15 protein-coding genes are annotated in these 20,841 nt (G+C 33.6%); 1 reads left to right on the top strand and 14 read right to left on the bottom strand.

The genetic code is table 11. The features are described 5' to 3' along the window. Window positions 1-54: 54 nt before the first annotated feature. The 4 genes from F9279_RS07070 to F9279_RS07090 form a co-directional block, all read right to left on the bottom strand. Window positions 55-705, bottom strand: coding sequence for a histidine phosphatase family protein (locus tag F9279_RS07070; protein WP_193224498.1), 651 nt, complete (start codon window positions 703-705; stop codon window positions 55-57). A 172-nt stretch (window positions 706-877) separates the two neighbouring features. Next, a complete protein-coding gene (locus F9279_RS07075; RefSeq protein WP_152112086.1) occupies window positions 878-1,774 on the bottom strand; it encodes an NAD(P)/FAD-dependent oxidoreductase in 897 nt (298 codons plus the stop codon). 61 nt (window positions 1,775-1,835) lie between these two features. Then, the gene (locus tag F9279_RS07080; RefSeq protein ID WP_152112087.1) at window positions 1,836-2,423 is read right to left on the bottom strand and encodes a class I SAM-dependent methyltransferase; all 588 of its coding nucleotides are present in this window, start codon (window positions 2,421-2,423) and stop codon (window positions 1,836-1,838) included. A gap of 1,393 nt (window positions 2,424-3,816) precedes the next feature. Continuing rightward, entirely contained in the window at window positions 3,817-5,061 is a 1,245-nt protein-coding gene (locus tag F9279_RS07090; RefSeq protein WP_152112088.1) for a helix-turn-helix domain-containing protein, read from the bottom strand. A 164-nt stretch (window positions 5,062-5,225) separates the two neighbouring features. Here F9279_RS07090 and F9279_RS07095 point away from each other — a divergent pair, with 164 nt between their 5' ends. Beyond that, on the top strand, window positions 5,226-7,280 hold the full coding sequence (locus F9279_RS07095) for a beta-galactosidase (RefSeq protein ID WP_152112089.1): 2,055 nt from the start codon (window positions 5,226-5,228) through the stop codon (window positions 7,278-7,280). A 599-nt stretch (window positions 7,281-7,879) separates the two neighbouring features. Here F9279_RS07095 and F9279_RS07100 read toward each other — a convergent pair. The 10 genes from F9279_RS07100 to thiT all read right to left on the bottom strand — a co-directional run bounded on the left by F9279_RS07100 (window position 7,880) and on the right by thiT (window position 20,798). Continuing rightward, window positions 7,880-8,938 (bottom strand): AbrB family transcriptional regulator, encoded by a 1,059-nt coding sequence (locus tag F9279_RS07100; protein ID WP_152112090.1) that lies wholly within the window; start codon window positions 8,936-8,938, stop codon window positions 7,880-7,882. 83 nt (window positions 8,939-9,021) lie between these two features. Continuing rightward, window positions 9,022-9,789 (bottom strand): hypothetical protein, encoded by a 768-nt coding sequence (locus F9279_RS07105; RefSeq protein ID WP_152112091.1) that lies wholly within the window; start codon window positions 9,787-9,789, stop codon window positions 9,022-9,024. A 171-nt stretch (window positions 9,790-9,960) separates the two neighbouring features. Next, window positions 9,961-12,381 (bottom strand): DNA topoisomerase IV subunit A, encoded by a 2,421-nt coding sequence (gene parC / locus F9279_RS07110; RefSeq protein WP_152112092.1) that lies wholly within the window; start codon window positions 12,379-12,381, stop codon window positions 9,961-9,963. Next, window positions 12,378-14,357 carry a DNA topoisomerase IV subunit B gene (gene parE, locus F9279_RS07115; protein WP_152112093.1) on the bottom strand — a complete coding sequence of 660 codons (1,980 nt, stop codon included), beginning with the start codon at window positions 14,355-14,357 and terminating at the stop codon, window positions 12,378-12,380. Before parE ends, parC begins: the two co-directional genes overlap by 4 nt. 576 nt (window positions 14,358-14,933) lie before the next feature. Next, window positions 14,934-15,347, bottom strand: coding sequence for a CoA-binding protein (locus tag F9279_RS07120; protein WP_152112094.1), 414 nt, complete (start codon window positions 15,345-15,347; stop codon window positions 14,934-14,936). Between the two features lie 138 nt (window positions 15,348-15,485). Beyond that, a complete protein-coding gene (locus F9279_RS07125; RefSeq protein ID WP_152112129.1) occupies window positions 15,486-16,151 on the bottom strand; it encodes a DNA alkylation repair protein in 666 nt (221 codons plus the stop codon). A gap of 463 nt (window positions 16,152-16,614) precedes the next feature. Further along, entirely contained in the window at window positions 16,615-17,427 is an 813-nt protein-coding gene (locus F9279_RS07130) for a YwqG family protein (RefSeq protein WP_152112095.1), read from the bottom strand. 296 nt (window positions 17,428-17,723) lie between these two features. Beyond that, window positions 17,724-19,433 carry a glycosyl hydrolase family 18 protein gene (locus F9279_RS07135; RefSeq protein ID WP_152112096.1) on the bottom strand — a complete coding sequence of 570 codons (1,710 nt, stop codon included), beginning with the start codon at window positions 19,431-19,433 and terminating at the stop codon, window positions 17,724-17,726. 195 nt (window positions 19,434-19,628) lie between these two features. Further along, window positions 19,629-20,093, bottom strand: a complete 465-nt coding sequence (locus F9279_RS07140) for a GNAT family N-acetyltransferase (RefSeq protein ID WP_152112097.1) — start codon at window positions 20,091-20,093, stop codon at window positions 19,629-19,631. A gap of 102 nt (window positions 20,094-20,195) precedes the next feature. Further along, window positions 20,196-20,798: an energy-coupled thiamine transporter ThiT gene (gene thiT / locus F9279_RS07145; RefSeq protein WP_152112098.1), complete on the bottom strand. Its 603-nt coding sequence runs from the start codon at window positions 20,796-20,798 to the stop codon at window positions 20,196-20,198. Window positions 20,799-20,841 lie beyond the last annotated feature (43 nt).

Genomic DNA, 20,841 nt, shown 5'->3' on the forward strand with positions numbered 1-20,841 from the left:
ACCAACCCTTTCTTCTTGTAGAACAATATGTACTAGAATTTTCTTTCCTCTTTATTAATCCTTTTTATCTTCAAGATCCAATAATTCTTTACCCTTATCTCTAAAAGAAGCATCTGCTACTGTTTCTACTGTTATTTCGCCATCTTTTACCACTATGACAGAAACACAGCAATTATCATGCTGAGGGAAGTCTGTTCTGTTTAATAGAGATCTAATATAAAACGCAATGGTTACTCCATGCGAGAAAACTAACACATTACCACCTGTTTCTTGGTGTGCATCTATTATATCTTTAACGGCAGCTTTTGTTCTTGTTAATAAATCGGAATAAGATTCTCCTTCATCAAGTCTTCTTTCGAGGTCCTTAAGAGAAAAGAAAGTTTCTAAAATATTTCCATGCTTTGCTACTATTTCTTCTGGCAACATGGCTTCTAAAACACCAAAATTCATCTCTTTTAATCTTGCATCTTTCGTAATAGAAATATCTCGATCGCCAATTGCATACCTTGCAGTATCAAGTACGCGCTGACTCTCACTTGCATAAGCACAAATAAAATCAATGTTTCGAAGACCCGCTCCTACTGACATAGCTTGTTTGATACCGTTTACTGTTAGAGGCGAATCACAGAAACCTTGCATACGCTTCTCTATATTGTATTGTGTTTCTCCATGTCTAATAAAATATAATCTTAATTCCTTGGACAAAATAAACACCCTTTCTCATTTTTATTCACTCCTTTTTATCTTATCATTTTATTTCACTAAATATCTTCTTTTTCCATAAATCTTTCCATCATATTCTTCTCACATTCATTTTGTAACTCCAAAAATAAAAGGACCCTCTATCCATTTTTAATAGAGGGTCCTTAATGAATTCCTAAAATTCCTCACTTATTAAATCAGCTATAACTCCACTTGCTGTTTTACTTCCTTGTGCAGCAGCTATAATTAATTGAGGGACATCTTGTAGAGTAGCGTCTCCACAAGCATAAATACCTGGGATACTACTTCTACCGAAAGTATCTGTTTCAATTCCACCTTGTGCATTTCTATTCAAGTTTAACGCTTCTAAAAAAGGACTTGCCTGTGATAATTGGGTACCTACGATTCCTCCTACTCTAGTGACTTCTTTACCGTCAGCAAACACTAGTTTTTCCAATTGTCCATTTTTTCCTTGTAAAGAGGTAATTTTCTCTTCGTAGACTTTTATATTATTTTTCTCAAAGGATGCTAATTGCTCTTCTGAAAGTACGTTATGGCCATTTGTACATAAAATCACATCTTTACTCCAGTTCCATAACATTTTCGTAACGTGAAAAGCATGTTCACTTTCTGCTATTACGACCAAAGGTTGATTTCGCATTTCATATCCATCACAAAATGGGCAACTGAAAAAGCTTTTTCCATAATATTGATGAATACCTTCTATGGCTGGTAATGAATCTTTTAATCCAGAAGAAATGATTACTTTTTTCGCCTTGTATTGATCATCTTCATTCGTTTCCACTATAAAATAGGTGCCTTCTTGTGTAATAGAAGTGGCTCTTTTACTTTCTATTGTTATATTAGGATATTTCGCTAAATCCTGTTTGGCTAAGTTTTTAAACTCCGCTGGTTTAATTCCATCACGAGTGATAAATCCATGTGATTCTTGCGTAACAGCATTTCTCGGTTTATTCTCATCCAACAGTAGTATTTCTCTTCCAGCTCTTCCTAAAACAAGTGATCCATTTAATCCAGCAGGACCGCCACCAATAATAATACAATCAAACATTTTATTCCGCCCATTTCAATATATTATAGACATGTGATATCTGTTATAATAATAAAAAAAATTATTTTTTCTTTGCAATAATAAGGTATAGATTATCGGCTATACTCTTCTTCTGTAAAAGGGTAAAATCTAAGTTTTCCAACTCTTTTTCTAAATAAGAAGAAGCTATTCTTGGTACCTTTTTTGTTTCATCTTGTGGTTCTATTTCTAAACAGAAGAATTTACCATTAGATTTTAACACCTGATTAAGCTTGTTTAATGCTTGAGGTAAATCAGGTACTTCATGTAACACTAAAGAAGCGATAATAACATCAATAGACTCATCCGTTAAAGGTAGATTTTCTAGGTTAGATTCTACTACTTGAATATTCGTAATATCATGTTCTGCTGCTTTTTTCTTAATAATATCCAACATATGGTGATCCATATCTAATGCATACACTTTATTATCTACCATTTTAGCAGCAGGAATAGTGAAGTAACCTGTTCCCGCTCCAATATCCAGTATTGAATCTGTTTTCTTAAGTGATAATAGTTGTAAAAGCTCTTCAGGTGGAGTAGTTCTTAATCTATCTGGATGATCAAGTGCAGCTACTATTCTTTCTAATTGTTCTTTTGTTTTTGATTTTGTGTGGTGGTGGTGATTCATTTTTGTTCTCCTTTACACTTTCATTTTTAGGGTAAAGCTTTGCTTTACAATGTATTACTAATTTAACTTGTTAGTCATGTATCTATTAAAATAATAAATTCATCATCTTCTTTGAAATAAAATCACATTCCATAGTTTTACAATGATTTACTATAAATAATAAGGTTATCGTACAAACCATTAACATACATTAAAGATTTTTAATATCTATAATATATATGATAATGGTTTTGCTGTCAATTAATATTACTGAGAGCTAAAAGCTATGCAAATCATACATGAATATATCGATTGCATTTATTTGATCTTTATAACCTAATAATTATCTTAATTTTGTATTTGGATAGCGAAGCATTATTTTCAAATTTTATATAAATATGTCTGGACCCCTACCAAAAGCCTTTTAATTCTAGTCATTTCTTCAATTTCTTAATTTGTCTTTTAGAGAATAAAAGGATATACACTATAGAATTGTTTTAAAGAAAGTCGATAGCTTCTTATTGTTTCATTACTGAACCTAGATTGATTAACATTAAAAAAAGCCGCTATAACTTCTTCTACTCTCATGCTTATCTACCTCATTTTCTTTAGGTTCACTTCCAGCATTATTTTCTGTTAAAATCTAAGCATAAGCACGTGCAGTTTTTAAATCGGCATGTCCCCATTCAACTGCAATTAATAATATTTCGACTCCTCTAGCTAGCATGTTTGTGGTGAATATATGTCTACAACAATGGCGCTACAGCTATAGGAGCTGGGTGTTATATAGCTGGTCAACTTAGACTACCTAATGTAAAGTAGCGGCTTAGGTACTGCTAGTTATTTAGGAACCAATATTCCATAAGGCGTGGAAACAAGACATTCGTCTCAGCAACAGTAAGATAGATTCCAACAGGTATAAAATATTAATATAATATTGTAGGATGTGAGGAGATTATATGAAGCGAATTGATTTTATTTTGCTAATTTTTGTTGTAATAATCTCTGTATTTCTGTTTCTTCTTCTACAAGAAAAAATATCAAACACCATTATAATTTTAATTATTTTAGGTCTTGGTTTAGTTATTGGGTTCATTAGACTTTATATATTTAAGAAGGCAAATTACCTATTGTTTACTAATCTATAAGAAAACATAAAAAATCCAAATGCAAAGGTTAAGCGATTATCGATGATCTTGGTATCTTCTATAAAAAGATGTCGTTTTAATGTTAACTTTTTATTATAAAACCTGCCAAAGTGGTACAAAGGATTATTTCACTAAGAAGCAACAACTTTTGGTTAGATTGACCAAGAGTAATAAAGCCAGAAATAATCCTCCATAAATGATTGTTACTTATAAAGCTTGTTTCCAGTTTCTTAGTAACTGATTTATCTCAAGTTCATAATTACTTATTACAATTTCATCCTGCTTCCATTTTTATATTGTTTAGGAGTAAGCCCTGTATGTTTTTTGAAAATCTTAGTGAAGTAGCTCTGATCAGTGAAATTTAGTAATGCTTGTATTTTTGACAATGGAAAATTTGTGAAATCAAGAAGTTTTTTCGACTCATCTATTTTTAATTTTTGAATGTAATTGGTGATTGTTATACCCGTTTCCTTTTTAAATAAGTTTGAAAGGTATTTGGGGTTCATTTGTACATATTCTGCGATTCTTGAAAGATTTAATTCTTCATATATGTGTTTATAAATATAATATTGGCTCTCTGCAACAGGTTTTGTATATTTTAGCTTTCTAGTCTTATCCACCCTTTTTGCAAAGTCATAGACCACGTGCTCAGTAAAAACCACTACATCTTTTGCATTTTGAAGCTCCTCCAGTTCTTGTATGTACGTATCCCCAAGTGTGTATGCAACTTCGGGATTAAGTCCTCCATTAATTGCTGCCCTAGTAGCCAATGTAATACTAGCAATTTTTAAATTCTTCTGATTTCTTAATTCGCCTTTTTTTGATAACAACCCAAATTTGAATTCCTCACTCTCATGAAAATTCTTCCAATATAAGAGTAAATCTTCATATTTCCCATCGGTAATATATTGATAAATCTCTCTTTCATAGTTCGGATCTTGATGAAAAACCGCATTTTGACGTGATTCTAATAATGACAATTCTAAAGTTTCTTCAGTAAGTACGCTATTGTCTAAATTCGTTATACTGATTTCAGTAAAGCTTAACATCCTTTTATAAAGTTCGTAATAAAGTAACATACTCACATTAATCAATTTCCAATTACTGATTACTTTCAATGATTGTAAATAGTTAATTAATAATTCTTCTTTTTCCTTCAACCCTTGTCTTTCCATTATCTCGTTTAAAGTGGACTTTGTTACTTGCGGAAAAACAGTTGGACCAATAAATAAATATCCAAAAATAACATGATTTTTTACGATAGGGATCAAAACAATGTTTTCTAACCATTCTGTTTGATGAATGATAGGAAGTTTTCTGATTACATTAGTTGTACTAATTGCCCTTAAAAATTCCTGAGTTGAAGAATATAAGGGATTATGAATAGTATATGGAGAGAATTCCAGTAATAAATTCTTTTCACTGTCCAGAAGATATATTGGTATATTGGAGAATTCATAAATTTGCTTACAAATAAATTCTAACTCTCCTAGTTTTAACTTACATTCCATACTTTGCACCCCCGGATATTTAAAAAATGAATAAATACCAAATTAACAGCAATTTTACCATAAAATCAGAGGAAATTACCTTATATTTTTTTTAACTACTAATTTCATTTGCACATACGTAGAAAAGCTTTAAATAATTGCTAAAGTAAAGGAGTACTTAAATTATGCATAAGCGGTTACAGGAAGAAAAAGTAAGGTTAGGAGTTTGCTATTATCCAGAACATTGGTCTGAGGAAATGTGGGAAAATGATTTTAAACGGATGAAAGATCTAGGTTTTACCTATGTTCGTATGGGTGAATTTGCGTGGACTGTGTTTGAACCAGAAGAAGGAAAGTTTACGTTTGAATTATTTGATAAAGCCATTGATTTAGCATGGAAAATTGGATTAAAGATTATCCTGGGCACACCAACCGCTACGCCTCCAGCCTGGTTAACTACAAAATATCCAGATGTTTTAAATGTTAGTCAGGATGGGCTAACCATCCAACATGGTGAACGGCGACATTATAATTATAACTCCAAAAATTATAAGAGATTATCATCCATCATTGTTACTGAACTAGCAAAACATTATAAGAACCACCCCTCAATAGTTGGTTGGCAAATAGACAATGAGTTCAATTGTGAAATAAACGTATTCTATTCGGAAGCCGATCATACAGAATTTAGGAACTGGGTGATAAATAAATATGAAACATTAGATAAATTGAATGAGGCATGGGGTACGGTATTTTGGAATCAAACCTATACTAACTGGAATCAAATTTATTTAACTCGTAAAACGAATCAAAACTCACCGAATCCCCATCATGCTTTGGATGAAAAACGCTTTATTTCAGATAGTGTAATTGCATTTGCAAAGTTACAAGCAGATATTCTTCGTCAACATACTTCTAATCAATGGATCTCAACAAATGGTATGTTTGGACATTTAGATAATCACCGTTTAACTGAAGAGGTTCTTGACTTTTTCGCATATGATTCTTACCCTAACTTTGGAAGAATTATTGAGGATAATACGGAAAAACCATTACGAGATAGAAAATGGAGCTGGAATTTAAGTGAAGTAAGAAGTATATCTCCTAACTTTGCTATTTTTGAACAACAAGCAGGTCCAGGAGGATGGGTTACTAGGATGGAACAACCCTCACCTAAACCTGGACAAATTCGTTTATGGACATTTCAATCCATTGCACATGGTGCTGACATGGTGCTTTACTTTAGATGGCGGACAGCAACAAAGGGTACAGAAATATATTGGCATGGTATTAATGATTATCATAACCAACCAAATCGCCGAATTAAAGAGGTAGAACAAGTTAGTAAAGAAATTAAGCAATTGGAGAATAAAATTGCCGGTTCATTCTATCAAGCAGAAGCGGCTATTGTGCTCGATTATAATAATCAATGGGATGGTGAGCTTGATAACTGGTATGGCCCCTATGCCACAAAAAGTAAAGAAGCATGGTTCAAAGCATTTCAATATAATCACGTTCCAGTTGATGCTTTCAACCTAACATCAGAATCAACCATCGAGGAGATAAAACAATATAAAGTATTAATTTATCCCCATCCAGCAATTGTTACGAAAGAAACAGCAACCTTACTCGAAACGTATGTCCATCAAGGTGGAAAGATTGTATTTGGTTGCCGTACAGGATATAAAGATAAAACTGGCCAAGCATACATGTTGCCTTTTCCAGGTTACTTGGCTAATTTAACAGGCATAACAATAGATGACTTTACCAGAATTTCTCCATTTGAACCTATCCCTGTTGTTAATATTAGGAATGGTAAAACATTTGTTGCAGATGACTTTAATGAAGTTTTACAAGTAAATAACAGAGACGTAGAAGTAATTGGTACATTTGACAATTCATATTACCAAGGAAAAGCAGCTTTAGTGAAAAGAAACACTGGAGCTGGAACTAGCTATTATTTTGGTGGTGTTTTTGATATACAGTTAGCATCTTTCCTATTATTAAATGAATTAAAAATGAATAATCATAATCATTTATTTGAAATTCCAGAAAACATAGAGCTAGCAATCCGAAAAAAAGAAGAAAAAAATTATTATTTTTTATTAAATTACTCAGATAATGACCAAGAAATTTTTCTTAAGCAAAAAATGAACAATTTATTAAAAGGAACTATTGAAAGAAATAAAGTGGTTATGAGAGCATTTGACATTTTAGTGTTAGAAGAAATGACTATTTGATATAGTAATTCCAATAAATATTAGCATTATTAGAGTGAATTAATTTAATCAAAATTTGTGGCTTTTTCATTGACATAATCTTATTTCAACACTGTAAAAAAGGAAAGATCTTAATCTTTCCTCAGGCTGTCGAGAAACCCCTCAATGTAATAGAGGGAGAATATAAAGTAGTATATTTAATCAATCCACTGAATAAGGGGATGATTTACGTTACAGGGGTTCGCTTTCCGTGGGGCTCGCGCTGAGCCGCGGTCTGCCTTTGGCCTGCAGGGTCTCAGCTGTCTCGCAGATCCCACAGGAGTCTCACCCCTTCCACTCCAATCATCTGGATAAAAATTCTATTTTATCTTTCTATTATACTTTTTCTACAAGCTGAGGAAAGATCTTACTCTTTCCTTTTTTGCAGCTCAAATTTTTTTAAGATAATGATACTCCACGTAATTACTTGGATAAGTGTTTTGGCCATGTACATCTTCGTAATATTCATGTGCCTAAATAATTCTTCCACTAAATGAAACTGCAGTAATCTTATTTAAAACACTTTAGTAATCAAACAAACTCTACATTTGAACGATTGAATCTAGTATAGGCAACTATCTCTATTGTTCCTTCTCTCGCATCCTATCAATCTTACCAAATGCCCACTTCATTGCTAAAGGCACAATGAACAAGATGAATAACAACCGAAACAGTTGATAGGTAGTAATAATAGGAAGATCTGCACCAACTGCTCCACCTAACACGGCCATTTCTGCCATACCTCCTGGTGCTAATCCAATAAAGGCTGTTAGTAAATGAATGTTATCATCTACTCTTGTTAATAGAAAACCTAACAAGAGGGAAAATAACACAAGAAAAAAAGAGGAAACAAAAGCTACACTAATAAACTTTGCTTTGTGTTCCATTTTTCCAAACTTGATTTGAAAACCAAGACTTATTCCAATTAAAATCTGTGCAATACTCGAAAGACTTGTTGGAATCAATGGAATCTCATATCCTGAAATAGCTAGGCTGGCAATAAATAATAGCGGACCTATTATAAATGGTGCAGGAAATTTCCACTTTTTCACTAACTTTGCAATAAGATAGCCAATTAGAAGCAGAGCAAACAGGTACCAATGATAGGAAGGGGTCGCTGCATTTCCTATCGTTGGGTAAGCATCTACACCATCTAAAACCGGACTATATACAAGAAGTGGAACTAGAATAATGACAGATAGTATTCTACTAACCTGTATGAGTGTAACAACGGTTAAATCGATTCCTTTCATTTCAGAGCTTATAGCAATCATCTGAGTTAGGCCACCTGGAATACTACCTGCAATGGTCGATTTTAAATTACTTTTTGTTATTTTGGATGTAATAAATGCTAGACCAAAACTAAAAATAATCATAATAATGGTCATCAAAAACATGGAGGGAAAATGAGTGATCATTTCGAGTAATGTTTCTTTACTGAACTGAGTGCCTATTGTATAGCCAATAACAAGAAACCCAATATCTCGAAAGAAAAAAGGCAATGATGGAGTCTTTTTCGTAAATCGTATGAAGATCATGCTACTAAACATTGGTCCAAGGAGCCATGCTAGTGGAAGATGACAAAGTTGAAAAAGCAGACCACCAAGACACGCGGTGATGCATAATAAGATTAATGACATGTTTTCGAATCCCTTCTAGAAAAATAGGTAGTTTCATTATACTACTTATTTTTCTAGAAAATGAAGCTTGATTAGGATTTCTGTTAATTACTTTTGTGACTAATTTCTTTTACTATTACCTTTTCTAAGCTCCAGTCTGTATTTTTCCAAGTCCAAATGGTCTCTAGATAGCCAACTGTATCAACGGTAGCTAGTCCACTAATTCGTTGTTTCCCCTTGATTGCTGTTTTGTTGTCTATTCTAGTTATCTTTAGCTCCGTGTATGGTCCAACAATTAATTCGGTAGGTTCATTTAATCGACCTTCATGATATAGACCTAATTCCTCATAATGATTCTTCCGCTCATATAAATCGAATATATAGGTCTTTTTATCTTCAATCGTTAATTGAGCTTTATAGCCATCTTTAAATTCACTAGCGATAGATGATAGCTCTGGTTTTGTTAGCTCTATGAGTTCATCTTTTTGTAGTTGATAGAAATAAAAGTTTTTTTGTGAGCCTCGTTCATTTCCTAGAACGGTTAAAAACATTTCCTTTTGACCGTCATCATTAATATCTAATAAATGTAGTTTAGGGGAATAACCACCTTCAAGATCTAACTTCGTGCTCTCACCACTTTCTTGTATCACTTCTAAAGTAAGTTGGTTAAAAAACGGGCTATTTTCTGTATCATCCGATGTTATTCCTTTTAAGATTACCTTCTCTTGTTGAGCGTCATGAGAAATGTCTGTTTCTTCTTCATAAATTATTTCTTCCGTCTTATCTTCTTTTTCTACAGCATAAGCAACTGTAATAGCAGTAAGTGAAAAAAAGAAGAAAGCTGTTAAGGCAAATAATATTTCCTTCCTCATAGAAATCCACCTTTCTTAAAAGCATACTATTAGCATGTCCTATTTTGGTAAATTAATGTAAGTGAGGAAAGAAAAAATGGTGTATAGCTTATATGTTCATCTTTTAAGCACTATTAAACGAAAAAAAGAGGATGTTCCAAAATATAGAACATCCTCTCATCCAGCATATCTTTATTTTTTTTCTATCCAGATTTCAACTGCTTGTCCAGCATCTGACTCATCGAATACAAAGGAGCCATTTGAATAACGATCATTAAAACGCAAGCTATCAACATTGACTGTTTCTATCGTACCTTTATCTGTTTGCATGTAGATAATGTCATGTTTTTGTGTTATTCCCATGCCAATTATACGATGTGGGTTTGATTTTAGCTCTCTTAACATAATAAATCCGCGCTTCGCTCTACCAGAAAACTCAAACTCTGTTAGCTTCATTTTCTTAATAGATCCGCGCTGTGTTAAAATAACGACACTTTCTTCGAGTGGATTCGTAATAACCTTTCCGGCAACTACTATATCTCCCTCTTTTAAATTGATTCCTTTAACACCTGCAGCTCTAGCACCTACAATATTAATTTCTTCTTCATGAAACCTTAAAGAATAACCGAAGTGGGTAGCTAGTAACACTTCTTGTTTACCATCTGTAAGATGAACATCTACGACAGAGTCATTTCCTTTTAGATTAATAGCAACAAGAGGCTTAGAATAGCGTTGAGCTTTATAATTTAACAAGTCTGTCTTTTTCGCCATGCCATTCTTCGTAAAGAATACGAGATATTGTGGTTTTTCAAAATCTTTAATTGGCATAGCTTTGATAATGGATTCATCACGATCAATCGGAATAATATTCGAAATATGCTGACCAAGATCTTTCCATCTAATATCGGGTAATTCGTGAACAGGTATGTACAAATAGTTCCCTTTATTTGTGAATAATAAGACAACCTCTGTTGTATTAACATCAATTTGTGCGAGTATCCGGTCTGAATCCTTCATACCAAAATCCATCCCATTACTTGCAGCATAGGAACGTTGACTTGTACGCTTTATGTAACCTTCTTTTGTCACCGTTACAATAACATCTTCACTTGCTATTAATACCTCTAGGTTAATTTTTATTTCTTCAATTTCTGCCTGTATGATTGTTCGACGCTCTGTTTCAAAACGTTTTTTCACATCTTTTAATTCTTTCTTTATAACAGCAAGAAGTTTCTTCTCACTCGCAAGAATAGCCGTCCATTCGTCAATTTTCTTTTTCAACTCATCTGCTTCCGCTTGGAGAGCCGTAATATCGGTATTGGTTAAGCGATAAAGTTGCAGAGAAACAATTGCCTCTGCTTGTGGTTCAGAAAATTGAAATGCTGCTATTAAGTTATTCTTTGCATCTCTTTTATCTTTAGAAGCTCTAATTGTCGCAATTACTTCATCCAATATTGATAAAGCTTTGATTAATCCATCTACGATATGCTGACGTTCTTTCGCTTTTTGAAGATCAAATTCTGTTCTTTTTTTAATGGTGTCTTTTTGATGTTCAATATAAGCATCTATAAGCTCAATTATTCCCATTAACTTTGGACGTTTATTATGGATAGCAACCATGTTAAAGCTATACGTAATTTGCAAATCTGTATTTTTAAATAAATAGTGAAGAATTCCGTTTGCATCTGCCTCTTTTTTTAATTCTACAACAATTCGCAAGCCTGTTCGATCGGTTTCGTCACGAACCTCCGCAATTCCTTCCACTTTACGATCTAAGCGTAACTCATCAATTTTCTTTACTAAATTACTCTTATTTAATTCATAGGGAACTTCTGTAATAACGATTTGTTGTTTACCACCACGCAATGTTTCTACATCCGTTTTCCCACGAACAATAATTTTCCCTTTACCTGTTTCATATGCTTTCCTAATACCCTCTACCCCTTGGATAATTCCACCAGTAGGGAAATCAGGTCCTTTAATATGGTTCATAATATCATCTACGGTGCAGTTTGGGGAATCCATTCTCTCCATTACCCCATCAATAACTTCTCCTAAATGATGTGGTGGAATATCTGTTGCATATCCTGCTGATATTCCTGTTGATCCATTCACTAATAAATTCGGGAATTTAGCTGGTAATACAGTTGGTTCACTAGATGTATCATCAAAATTGGGAATAAAATCTACCGTTCTTTTTTCGATATCACGAAGTAATTCTGAAGATATTGCTGATAATCTAGCTTCTGTATAACGCATTGCTGCTGGAGGATCTCCGTCAATGCTACCGTTGTTTCCATGCATCTCTATTAATAAATTACGTACCTTCCAGTCTTGACTCATTCTGACCATTGCTTCATACACAGAAGAATCACCATGTGGATGATAATTACCGATAACATTTCCGACTGTTTTAGCAGATTTACGAAAGTTCTTATCGTGTGTATTACCCTCTTCATGCATTGCATAAAGAATACGTCTTTGAACTGGCTTTAATCCATCACGTGCATCTGGTAATGCACGCTCTTGAATAATGTATTTACTATAACGCCCAAAACGGTCTCCGAGTACGTCCTCTAAGGGTAAATCACGAAATTGCTCGATGGAACTCATGATGGACTTCCCTCCTCTGCAACCGAAATATTCTCATTTTCTAATATATTGTCTTCTTCATCTAATCCAAAAGCTACATTTGATTCTATCCATTTACGACGTGGTTCTACTTTGTCTCCCATGAGTGTTGTGACGCGTCTTTCTGCACGGGCTATATCATCTATTTTTACTCGAATTAGAGTTCTTGTTTCTGGATTCATCGTCGTATCCCAAAGCTGATCTGCATTCATCTCTCCAAGTCCTTTATATCGTTGAAGAATATAGCCTTTTCCGACTTTTTTAATAGCATCCTGTAGATCATCTTCACTCCATGCGTATTCTAGTATTTCTTTCTTACCAGAGCCTTTACTTACCTTATATAAAGGTGGTAGGGCAATGTACACCTTCCCAGCTTCTACTAATGGCTTCATGTAACGATAGAAGAAAGTTAATAATAATACTTGAATATGTGCTCCATCCGTATCCGCATCTGTCATAATAATAACTTTATCGTAGTTAGAATCATCTACAGTAAAATCAGCACCTACTCCAGCACCAATAGCATGAATAATCGTATTAATCTCTTCATTTTTAAAGATATCTGACAGCTTTGCTTTTTCTGTGTTAATTACTTTCCCTCGGAGTGGTAGTACTGCTTGAAAACGGCGATCTCTTCCTTGCTTGGCAGAACCGCCCGCAGAATCTCCTTCCACTAAATATAACTCATTCTTTTGAGGATTTTTAGACTGTGCCGGAGTTAGTTTACCAGAAAGAACTGCTTCTCCACGTTTTCGTTTCTTCCCACTTCTTGCTTCTTCTCTAGCTTTTCTTGCAGCTTCTCTTGCTTGTGCTGCTTTTATTGCTTTTTTAATTAATAAAGTGCTTGTTTCAGGATTTTCTTCAAAAAAGTAGGCTAAATGCTCAGAAACAACGGCATCAACAGCAGAACGTGCTTCACTTGTACCAAGCTTTCCTTTTGTTTGTCCTTCAAATTGTAGTAAATCCTCTGGAACTCGGACAGATATAATAGCAGACAATCCTTCTCTTATGTCAGATCCATCTAAGTTTTTATCCTTTTCTTTAAGCAAATTTACTTTGCGAGCATACTCATTAAACATTCTAGTCATAGCGGATTTAGCACCAGCTTCATGTGTACCGCCATCTTTTGTCCGAACATTATTAACAAAAGAAAGGACATTTTCCGAGTAACCATCATTGAATTGAAAAGCATATTCTACTTCAATGGCATTACTTTCTCCATCTAAACTAATGACAGGATGAAGAGAATCTTTCTCTTCATTTAAATATTCAACAAATGCCTCTATCCCATTTTCATAATGGAAAACATGTTGTTCATTATTTCTTTCATCTATAATTTCAATCCTTAACCCTTTTAATAAAAAAGCGGATTCTCTTAATCGTTCACATAATGTATCCAAATTATAGGTAGTCGTGGAGAAAATCGTTGGATCAGGTTTAAAGTGTATGGTGGTTCCTGTTTGGTTTGTTTTCCCGATTTTTTCTAACGTAGTAGCTGGCTTTCCGCCATTCTCAAAGCGTTGTTCATATACATGGCCATCTCGCTTAATTTTCACTACGACCCACTCAGATAAAGCGTTAACAACCGAAGCACCTACACCATGTAATCCTCCACTGGTTTTATAACCGCCTTGTCCAAATTTGCCTCCAGCATGAAGAATGGTAAAGATAACTTCTGGAGTTGGCTTTCCAATCTTATGCATTCCGGTAGGCATTCCTCTTCCTTTATCTTGAACACTAATGGAATTATCACGATGAATTTTGACAATAATGGTATCGCCAAATCCAGCCAATGCTTCATCCACTGCGTTATCTACTATTTCATATACTAAATGATGTAATCCTCTAGAATCCGTGCTCCCAATATACATACCAGGACGTTTTCGGACAGCTTCTAATCCTTCTAATACTTGAATAGCATCATCATTATATTCAAATGCTTGCTGTTTTTTCGCCACTGACATACTCCTTTCACTTCTACGAATCCGACATATTTTCTTTCTATGTATCATGTCGAACAATTGTTTATGTATTCGTCTAATCTGTAAATAATCCTTTAAAAAACTCAAATTTTTTCTAAAAGAAAATTCACTCTCATTATTAGACGTGTTAAAAAGAAGGCAAAATTGTACCTTCTTTCACTGACAAACCTATCACATTATTAGAGTCAATTAAATAAACAGTTGTTACATTATATTGAACAGAACACCCGTTCTCATCAACCGAATTGTAGCATATTTTTCACATTTCTCATACTATTTTTTATATTGTTGTTAGTTATTTCTCATTCTTCCTAGCAAAATCAATATTATACTAATCAAATCCAAAGCAAAAGACCTTTTTATGTAAGTTGCTTCAAATTACCTATATTATGTTAACATAGATTCTTCATAAAGACGAATTTGTTTTAAGAACCTTGCTAGTAAATCTCTCCTTGTTTTACTGTATCTTTAGTGAATTCTTAGAAAAAAATAAGCCTATTTTACAAGAAGTAAAATAGGCTTAAAAAAAGTTGATTCAATTACTATCCTTGATTACTTTGTCATAGCATGCTCTACTTTTATACAACGATCCATAATGACTGTATATCCTTTTTCTTCTAGAGAAGTAAACGTTTCTTCGTGACTTAGACCTAATTGTGCCCAAAATACGTCCGCATCTATTTCTTCAAATTCATTAGCAACCTCTGGTAGAAATTCTGATCTCCTAAAAACGTTCACAATATCTACATGACCTTCTATATCTCTTAAGTTTTTCACTGCTTTAACGCCTAGTACTTCATCAACGGTTGGATTAACTGGTATAATTTCATAGCCTGCATTTTGCATGGCTTGTGACACCATATAAGAAGTCCTATCTGGTTTGTCGCTTAGTCCAACTACTGCAATTCTTTTAGCCTTCTTTAAAATTTTCCCAATTTCTTCACGACTAGGGTTATTAATTGCCATACTATCGCTCCTTTTTATTTCCTATTATTTTACCATTCCCTTAAAGTGCCTTGAACAAACAAAGCTATTTCTTTCTTAGAATAGCAATAATTTCTATTCAACGGAAGAATAATGACTTGTTGATACCATCATGAATTTTTAGATATATTTACTACCTTCTCGTATACTCAATCTTGAAAGAGAATTTTGTTGAATAAACAATCTTACAGAGTCAGGGTTTGTTTTGGAGTATTCTCTTAGTGCCCACCCAATGGCTTTTTGAATAAAGAACTCCTTGCTGTCTGCATTAGCTATTATGTAACGATTTAATCTTTGTTCTTCTGTTGTTTCTTTATATTTTAATTGAAATAAAATAGCAGCACGTCGTAGCCATATATCTTGTCCATATGCCCATTTTTCTATCGTTTCATCTAAAACGCTAGGATCTTTTTTCGCTATTGTACCAACTGCATTCGGAGCAATACCATCTATAGAATCCCACCATTGTTTATGTAGCATTATATTCTCCATAAGCGGTAAGTTTTGTTTTGTTAACTTCTTTAAGCTTTTAGTCATATAATCAATTGCCGCATACTGATATTCTCTCTCCTTCTTCTCCCATAAGTGTTCAATAAGTGTTTCTTGAAACTCTACTTTTAATATTCCTGTCTGGACATATACTTGTTTCATTAATTCTCTTCTTAATGGTGTCTTGATTCCTAAAAAAGGAAAGTGGTTTTTCATATATTTTTGCATAGGTATAGCATTTGTAGGATTGCGATTTTCTTCAAATAATGAAGTTATTGTGTCTAAAACTGTATGTATCTCACTCACTTATATTCTTCCTTCCATGCATTTTCTTCTTTCTAGTATATGGGTTACACTTATAATCATCAATTGAAGGAAATATTCTAGAAGCCACTACGATGCATTCACTTTACTATTTGTGAATAAATTAACCTTCGAATTAGACTATATGGAGACTATTTAAAAAGGGTACAAGTAAACTATTATGTTTACATGCACCCTTCAATAAAAAAACTTCTTAACCATTTATATTTAAAAGATAATCAAAAGGAGATGGAGAGAACCTAGTGGTAGAACCATTGAAACAAAAATCCCAAAAAAATTATTAATCTAAGCGATTGTAGGGCCTTTAGACCAATCCATTACTAAGGGAGCAGTTTATAAACTGAAACTGGATTGTATTAACTATTCATCGATATTCCCTCTCTATTTCACTGGAATGGATTAAAATGAGTCAGGAAAAGTGAGAGTTTTTATCAAATTAGGAACAGTCCCAATTATAAATGACATTCTTAAAATTTTTCTCTTTGAGATCTTCTGGTTTGATAAAAAAGTTTGCAATGCCACAATCTCCCCATAAAAGTTCTACTTCGTCATCAGAGTCGATTTGCAATAACAGAACTGTGTAATCTTGATCTACATATTGACGGGGATCTTCTTGGGTAAACCCTGGATACCCACCTAGTTTATGACCAAAACCACTTTGTGTTTCATAGAATTCATCCATTAGGGCATCAGCTTCATCGTCATCGTCACTCATCGATTCAAATAAGTCCCAGCTTTGTTTACCAACCAATTTTTCAAACCGAAAATCTCCTGCACTTATAGTTTCACAAGCTAATTCGCCTGTAATAGCGCCTTCTTTCCTAACAGGAAAATAAAAATCATTAGGGATTTTTACAAAAGAGAAATCTGTTAACAACTCTTCTTCGACTAAAAATGGCTCTTCTATAAACTTAATACGGAAATCTTTTTGCTCTGCTTTATGTTGATAATTCATTCCATAAAGGTCATCATGTACAGAAATAAAAATTTGTAGAAGTCCTGATTTAGGGTAATCTTTCAGCTTTGGAAGCTGATTGAAATTAATCTGTACTAAAAGCTTCATAGGACGTCCTTCACCGTCAACTGGATATTCTTCTTTTTTTGGAAAATACGGGTCTCCAGCAATTTTACTGTCGTATGGCCCGGTTTTTCCTTGTTTTATGTGTAATGGAATCATCTGTTCTTCCGTTTGATCTAATACAATACGGTAAGGTTCTAGTTTTTCTTTTAGTTTCTCTGATTGTGTCACGATGGTCTGCCTCCTTATGAATATGTAATTTGTTATTCAATAAGCATCTTTTTCCATTATACAGAATTGGATCCAGCCTGTCAGTGATTGATCATTTTCAGAGAAGTGTAACTAACGTGAAAGATTTATTTATTAGAAATCCACAACTGAAAGCTTATAGAAAAAAGAAGGGATAGCTTAATTGCTCTCCCTTCTTTAAGTTTAATAATCCATTTACACAGAAAATTACATGGATATCTAACATGTTTCAACCTTAAATGGAAACCCGTTACGATGCATAAGGAAATTCTTTTACCTTATTCTTCCTCTGTCTCCAATGATAATGCTACCCAAGCTTCTTCATTAGCAAAAGAACGTGACCAGCTGGCAACTCCCGCTAATCCATATTTATCTACTAATTCCACTCTTTTAGATAAAGAGGTTTCGTCCTCTAGCCAAATTTTATACGTTGAATTCGTTTCTGGATCATAATATTCACCATAATTTTGCCCACTTGCTTCATCATAGGTTGGTGTAACATTTTTTTCTTGAAGCCATTCTTCCACTTGATCCATAGATAAAGCTTGTGAACTTAGCTCTCCATTTTCGTTTTCTTCCCATAATCTAGCATATAGCGGAACACCTAATACTAGTTTTTCATTTGGTATCATTTCTAATAAGCTGTCTAAATTTGTTTCTACCCATGGAATACTTGCGACACTACCTGCAGTAGGACTAGTAGCCCAGTGCTCGTCATATGCCATTACAACTAAATAATCCACAATATCTGCTAAATGCTCTCTTTCAAAGAAAGCCGAGTAGTTTCCTTCCGCTACAAAGGTAATATCCATCGACACCGTAATCCCTGCTTGGTGTAAATATGGAGTTAATTCCCGCACAAATTGCGTTACATATTGTCCATCTTCTTCTTCTACGTTTTCAATATCTATATTGATGCCATCAAGTTGATACATTTCACTATAGACTAATAGCTGTCGTATGACATTTTGTCTTTTATTATAGCTAGATAGCACTTCATGTGTAAGTTCTGGATTAAAATCATTAGAAAACAATGCCCATACTTGGTAGCCTTTGCTATGTGCCCAATCGACATAAGCTGTGGAGCCTAAGTTACTAACATCTCCATTTGTACCTGATAACTTAAACCATGTTGGTGAAACTACATTTACTCCAGCCATATTAGGTATATTTGATGTATCTGGATTTCTAGAGTATACCGCTTCCCAAGTAAGCTGAATTGGACCATTTATTTTGTTCAAGCTAGGTTCCTTTTGATCTAAAGTAACACTTACTGTCTCTTTCGTTCCTTTATTAATAAATTTTTTCTGAATAAATCCAGCTACTCCACTTTCTTTTCTTACAAAATAATAATCTTCTACTTCTTTTTCAATTGTCACCTGTTCATTTTGCTGAAGTTCTCCTGTATAAGGAGATGATAGATTTGCACCTGCTCGTAATCTGGAATAATCCTCTCGAATTTCTTCAGAAGTAAAGGTAGCAGATGTTCTTTCTTGTCCATCTTCCTCTAATAGAATAACATCATGATCACCAATCTGTGTTACCTGTATAGGATAAAAGCTGACTAACGGATCTAATGCTACATAAACTTCCCCATTATTATCTGTCATTGGATGAAACGAAAGCTCTAAAACTTCATTATTTACATAGTAGGACAGTGAATCAGTAGGTAATTGAATAACCTTATCCATTGTAGTTACAATCACTGAATTACTTTCACTGTCATATGTGATGCTTTCATCTATTTCTTCTTGCCAAACTGATAAAGGTAAGTACAAGGTATTATTTTGATAAAGCGCATTTCCTATTTGCTCACCATTATAAAAAACAGGCTTCTCTCCTTCAAAATAATCGATTTTTGTATTGTTAGCAAAGGGATATAATAACATGATTACACTAGATACAATTAGGAGTATTGCTATAATTAACCCAATAATAATTGGTTTCTTTTTATTTTTTTTATTAATGTTGTAATTAATTTCTGTCATTTGTTCCTCCTTGAAGTTTTTACTTTAAGATGGTTCTATTTTCATAGTTACATAGATTAATCATAACACATAATTCGACAAAAAAAGAACCAAAGAAGCATGCTTCTTTGACTCTAATCAAGAATAGGTGTTGCTATGTATCTTTATTTGTAGATAAATCAAAGATAATAAAGCATAGTGGTAATTTTTTCTACACTAGTAACCTTTTATTTTAACTAGGTGATCACTATTAACTGATTTTCCATATTCCTCAAACGTTTTTCTAAAGCCGAAAAATTCACGAAATTCTTGATATTTATAAAAAGACTGAGAGGTACTTGAAGCAAGTAGCTCTACTCTTGTTTTAGGATAAAGACTATGTACATAATATAGTAGTTTTTGGCCAAGTCCTATTGCTCGATAAGGTTTCTTTATCAATAATTCACAAACATATGTTGTAATAAACTCGTCCGTCATTCCTCTAATATATCCTATTATTTCATCTTCTAATTGAACAACATAAGCAATATTGGAATTCTTCCAAGCTAATTTCGTATCTTCTTGTTTGTTCACTAAGTTATTCCAATTTTCAGCTGCATTTAATGTATTGATGCTGCAATAATCTTCTTCTTTAAATGGACGAACTTTCACTTTTAACTTATTGCTAAGCTCTAAATCCATAATCATTCACTTCCTTCATTGGCATTTACCTATAATTATAGCAAATTATGACAGTACAGATGATAAAAATAGACGCCCAATGATGGACGCCTACATTATAATTTATTTTATTTCTATTTCTTTTTGAGTGGATATACCACTTGAGGGTCTATTCAATACGATTCTTGGGGCAGTTAAAATAACCACGACCGAAACAATAGAACATAAAATGGCTGCACCAAGATAGGATCCACCATTCACAATTAACGAATTAACAAATGGTGACATACCTTCAGGAGCATAACTTGCCCAGATGGTTACACCAGCTATAAAGTGCCAAATATAACGGGTAAATCCACCGATAAATGTTGCTAAAATAATGAATACTATTGCTACCGTTTTATTTTGGTTTTTTAATGAGCTTTGAATGATTGGTGCGAACATACCAGCAAATCCTATACAAGCAAATGCTAATAGATATTCTAATAGTACTTGCCATAGAGTCAACGCCTCTAAATCTCCAACAACAATCTGTAGTAGCCCCCACAAGAATCCTGCAATGGTGCTTGCCTTAAAGCCCCAACGAAATGCAAGAATAAAAATAGGAACCATTGCAATGGAAACGGAAGTGCCATAAATAGGAATTGATGGAATTAAATCAAGCATCAACGCTAATGCAGCCATAATGGCGATTTCAATCATTACTACTAATCTCATATTTTTCATAAAAAAATCCCCTTTTCTTTGCATACCAAAAGGAGAACTTACG

Source organism: Bacillus sp. B1-b2 (genome assembly GCF_009183415.1).
GTDB lineage: Bacteria > Bacillota > Bacilli > Bacillales > Cytobacillaceae > Niallia.

Excerpts from the sequence above, each read along its gene's own strand:
- F9279_RS07075 (WP_152112086.1), bottom strand. The coding sequence starts at position 1,774 with ATGTTTGATTGTATTATTATTGGTGGCGGTCCTGCTGGATTAAATGGA.
- F9279_RS07080 (WP_152112087.1), bottom strand. The coding sequence starts at position 2,423 with ATGAATCACCACCACCACACAAAATCAAAAACAAAAGAACAATTAGAA.
- F9279_RS07090 (WP_152112088.1), bottom strand. The coding sequence starts at position 5,061 with ATGGAATGTAAGTTAAAACTAGGAGAGTTAGAATTTATTTGTAAGCAA.
- F9279_RS07095 (WP_152112089.1), top strand. The coding sequence starts at position 5,226 with ATGCATAAGCGGTTACAGGAAGAAAAAGTAAGGTTAGGAGTTTGCTAT.
- F9279_RS07100 (WP_152112090.1), bottom strand. The coding sequence starts at position 8,938 with ATGTCATTAATCTTATTATGCATCACCGCGTGTCTTGGTGGTCTGCTT.
- F9279_RS07105 (WP_152112091.1), bottom strand. The coding sequence starts at position 9,789 with ATGAGGAAGGAAATATTATTTGCCTTAACAGCTTTCTTCTTTTTTTCA.
- parC (WP_152112092.1), bottom strand. The coding sequence starts at position 12,381 with ATGAGTTCCATCGAGCAATTTCGTGATTTACCCTTAGAGGACGTACTC.
- F9279_RS07120 (WP_152112094.1), bottom strand. The coding sequence starts at position 15,347 with ATGGCAATTAATAACCCTAGTCGTGAAGAAATTGGGAAAATTTTAAAG.
- F9279_RS07135 (WP_152112096.1), bottom strand. The coding sequence starts at position 19,433 with ATGACAGAAATTAATTACAACATTAATAAAAAAAATAAAAAGAAACCA.
- F9279_RS07140 (WP_152112097.1), bottom strand. The coding sequence starts at position 20,093 with ATGGATTTAGAGCTTAGCAATAAGTTAAAAGTGAAAGTTCGTCCATTT.
- thiT (WP_152112098.1), bottom strand. The coding sequence starts at position 20,798 with ATGAAAAATATGAGATTAGTAGTAATGATTGAAATCGCCATTATGGCT.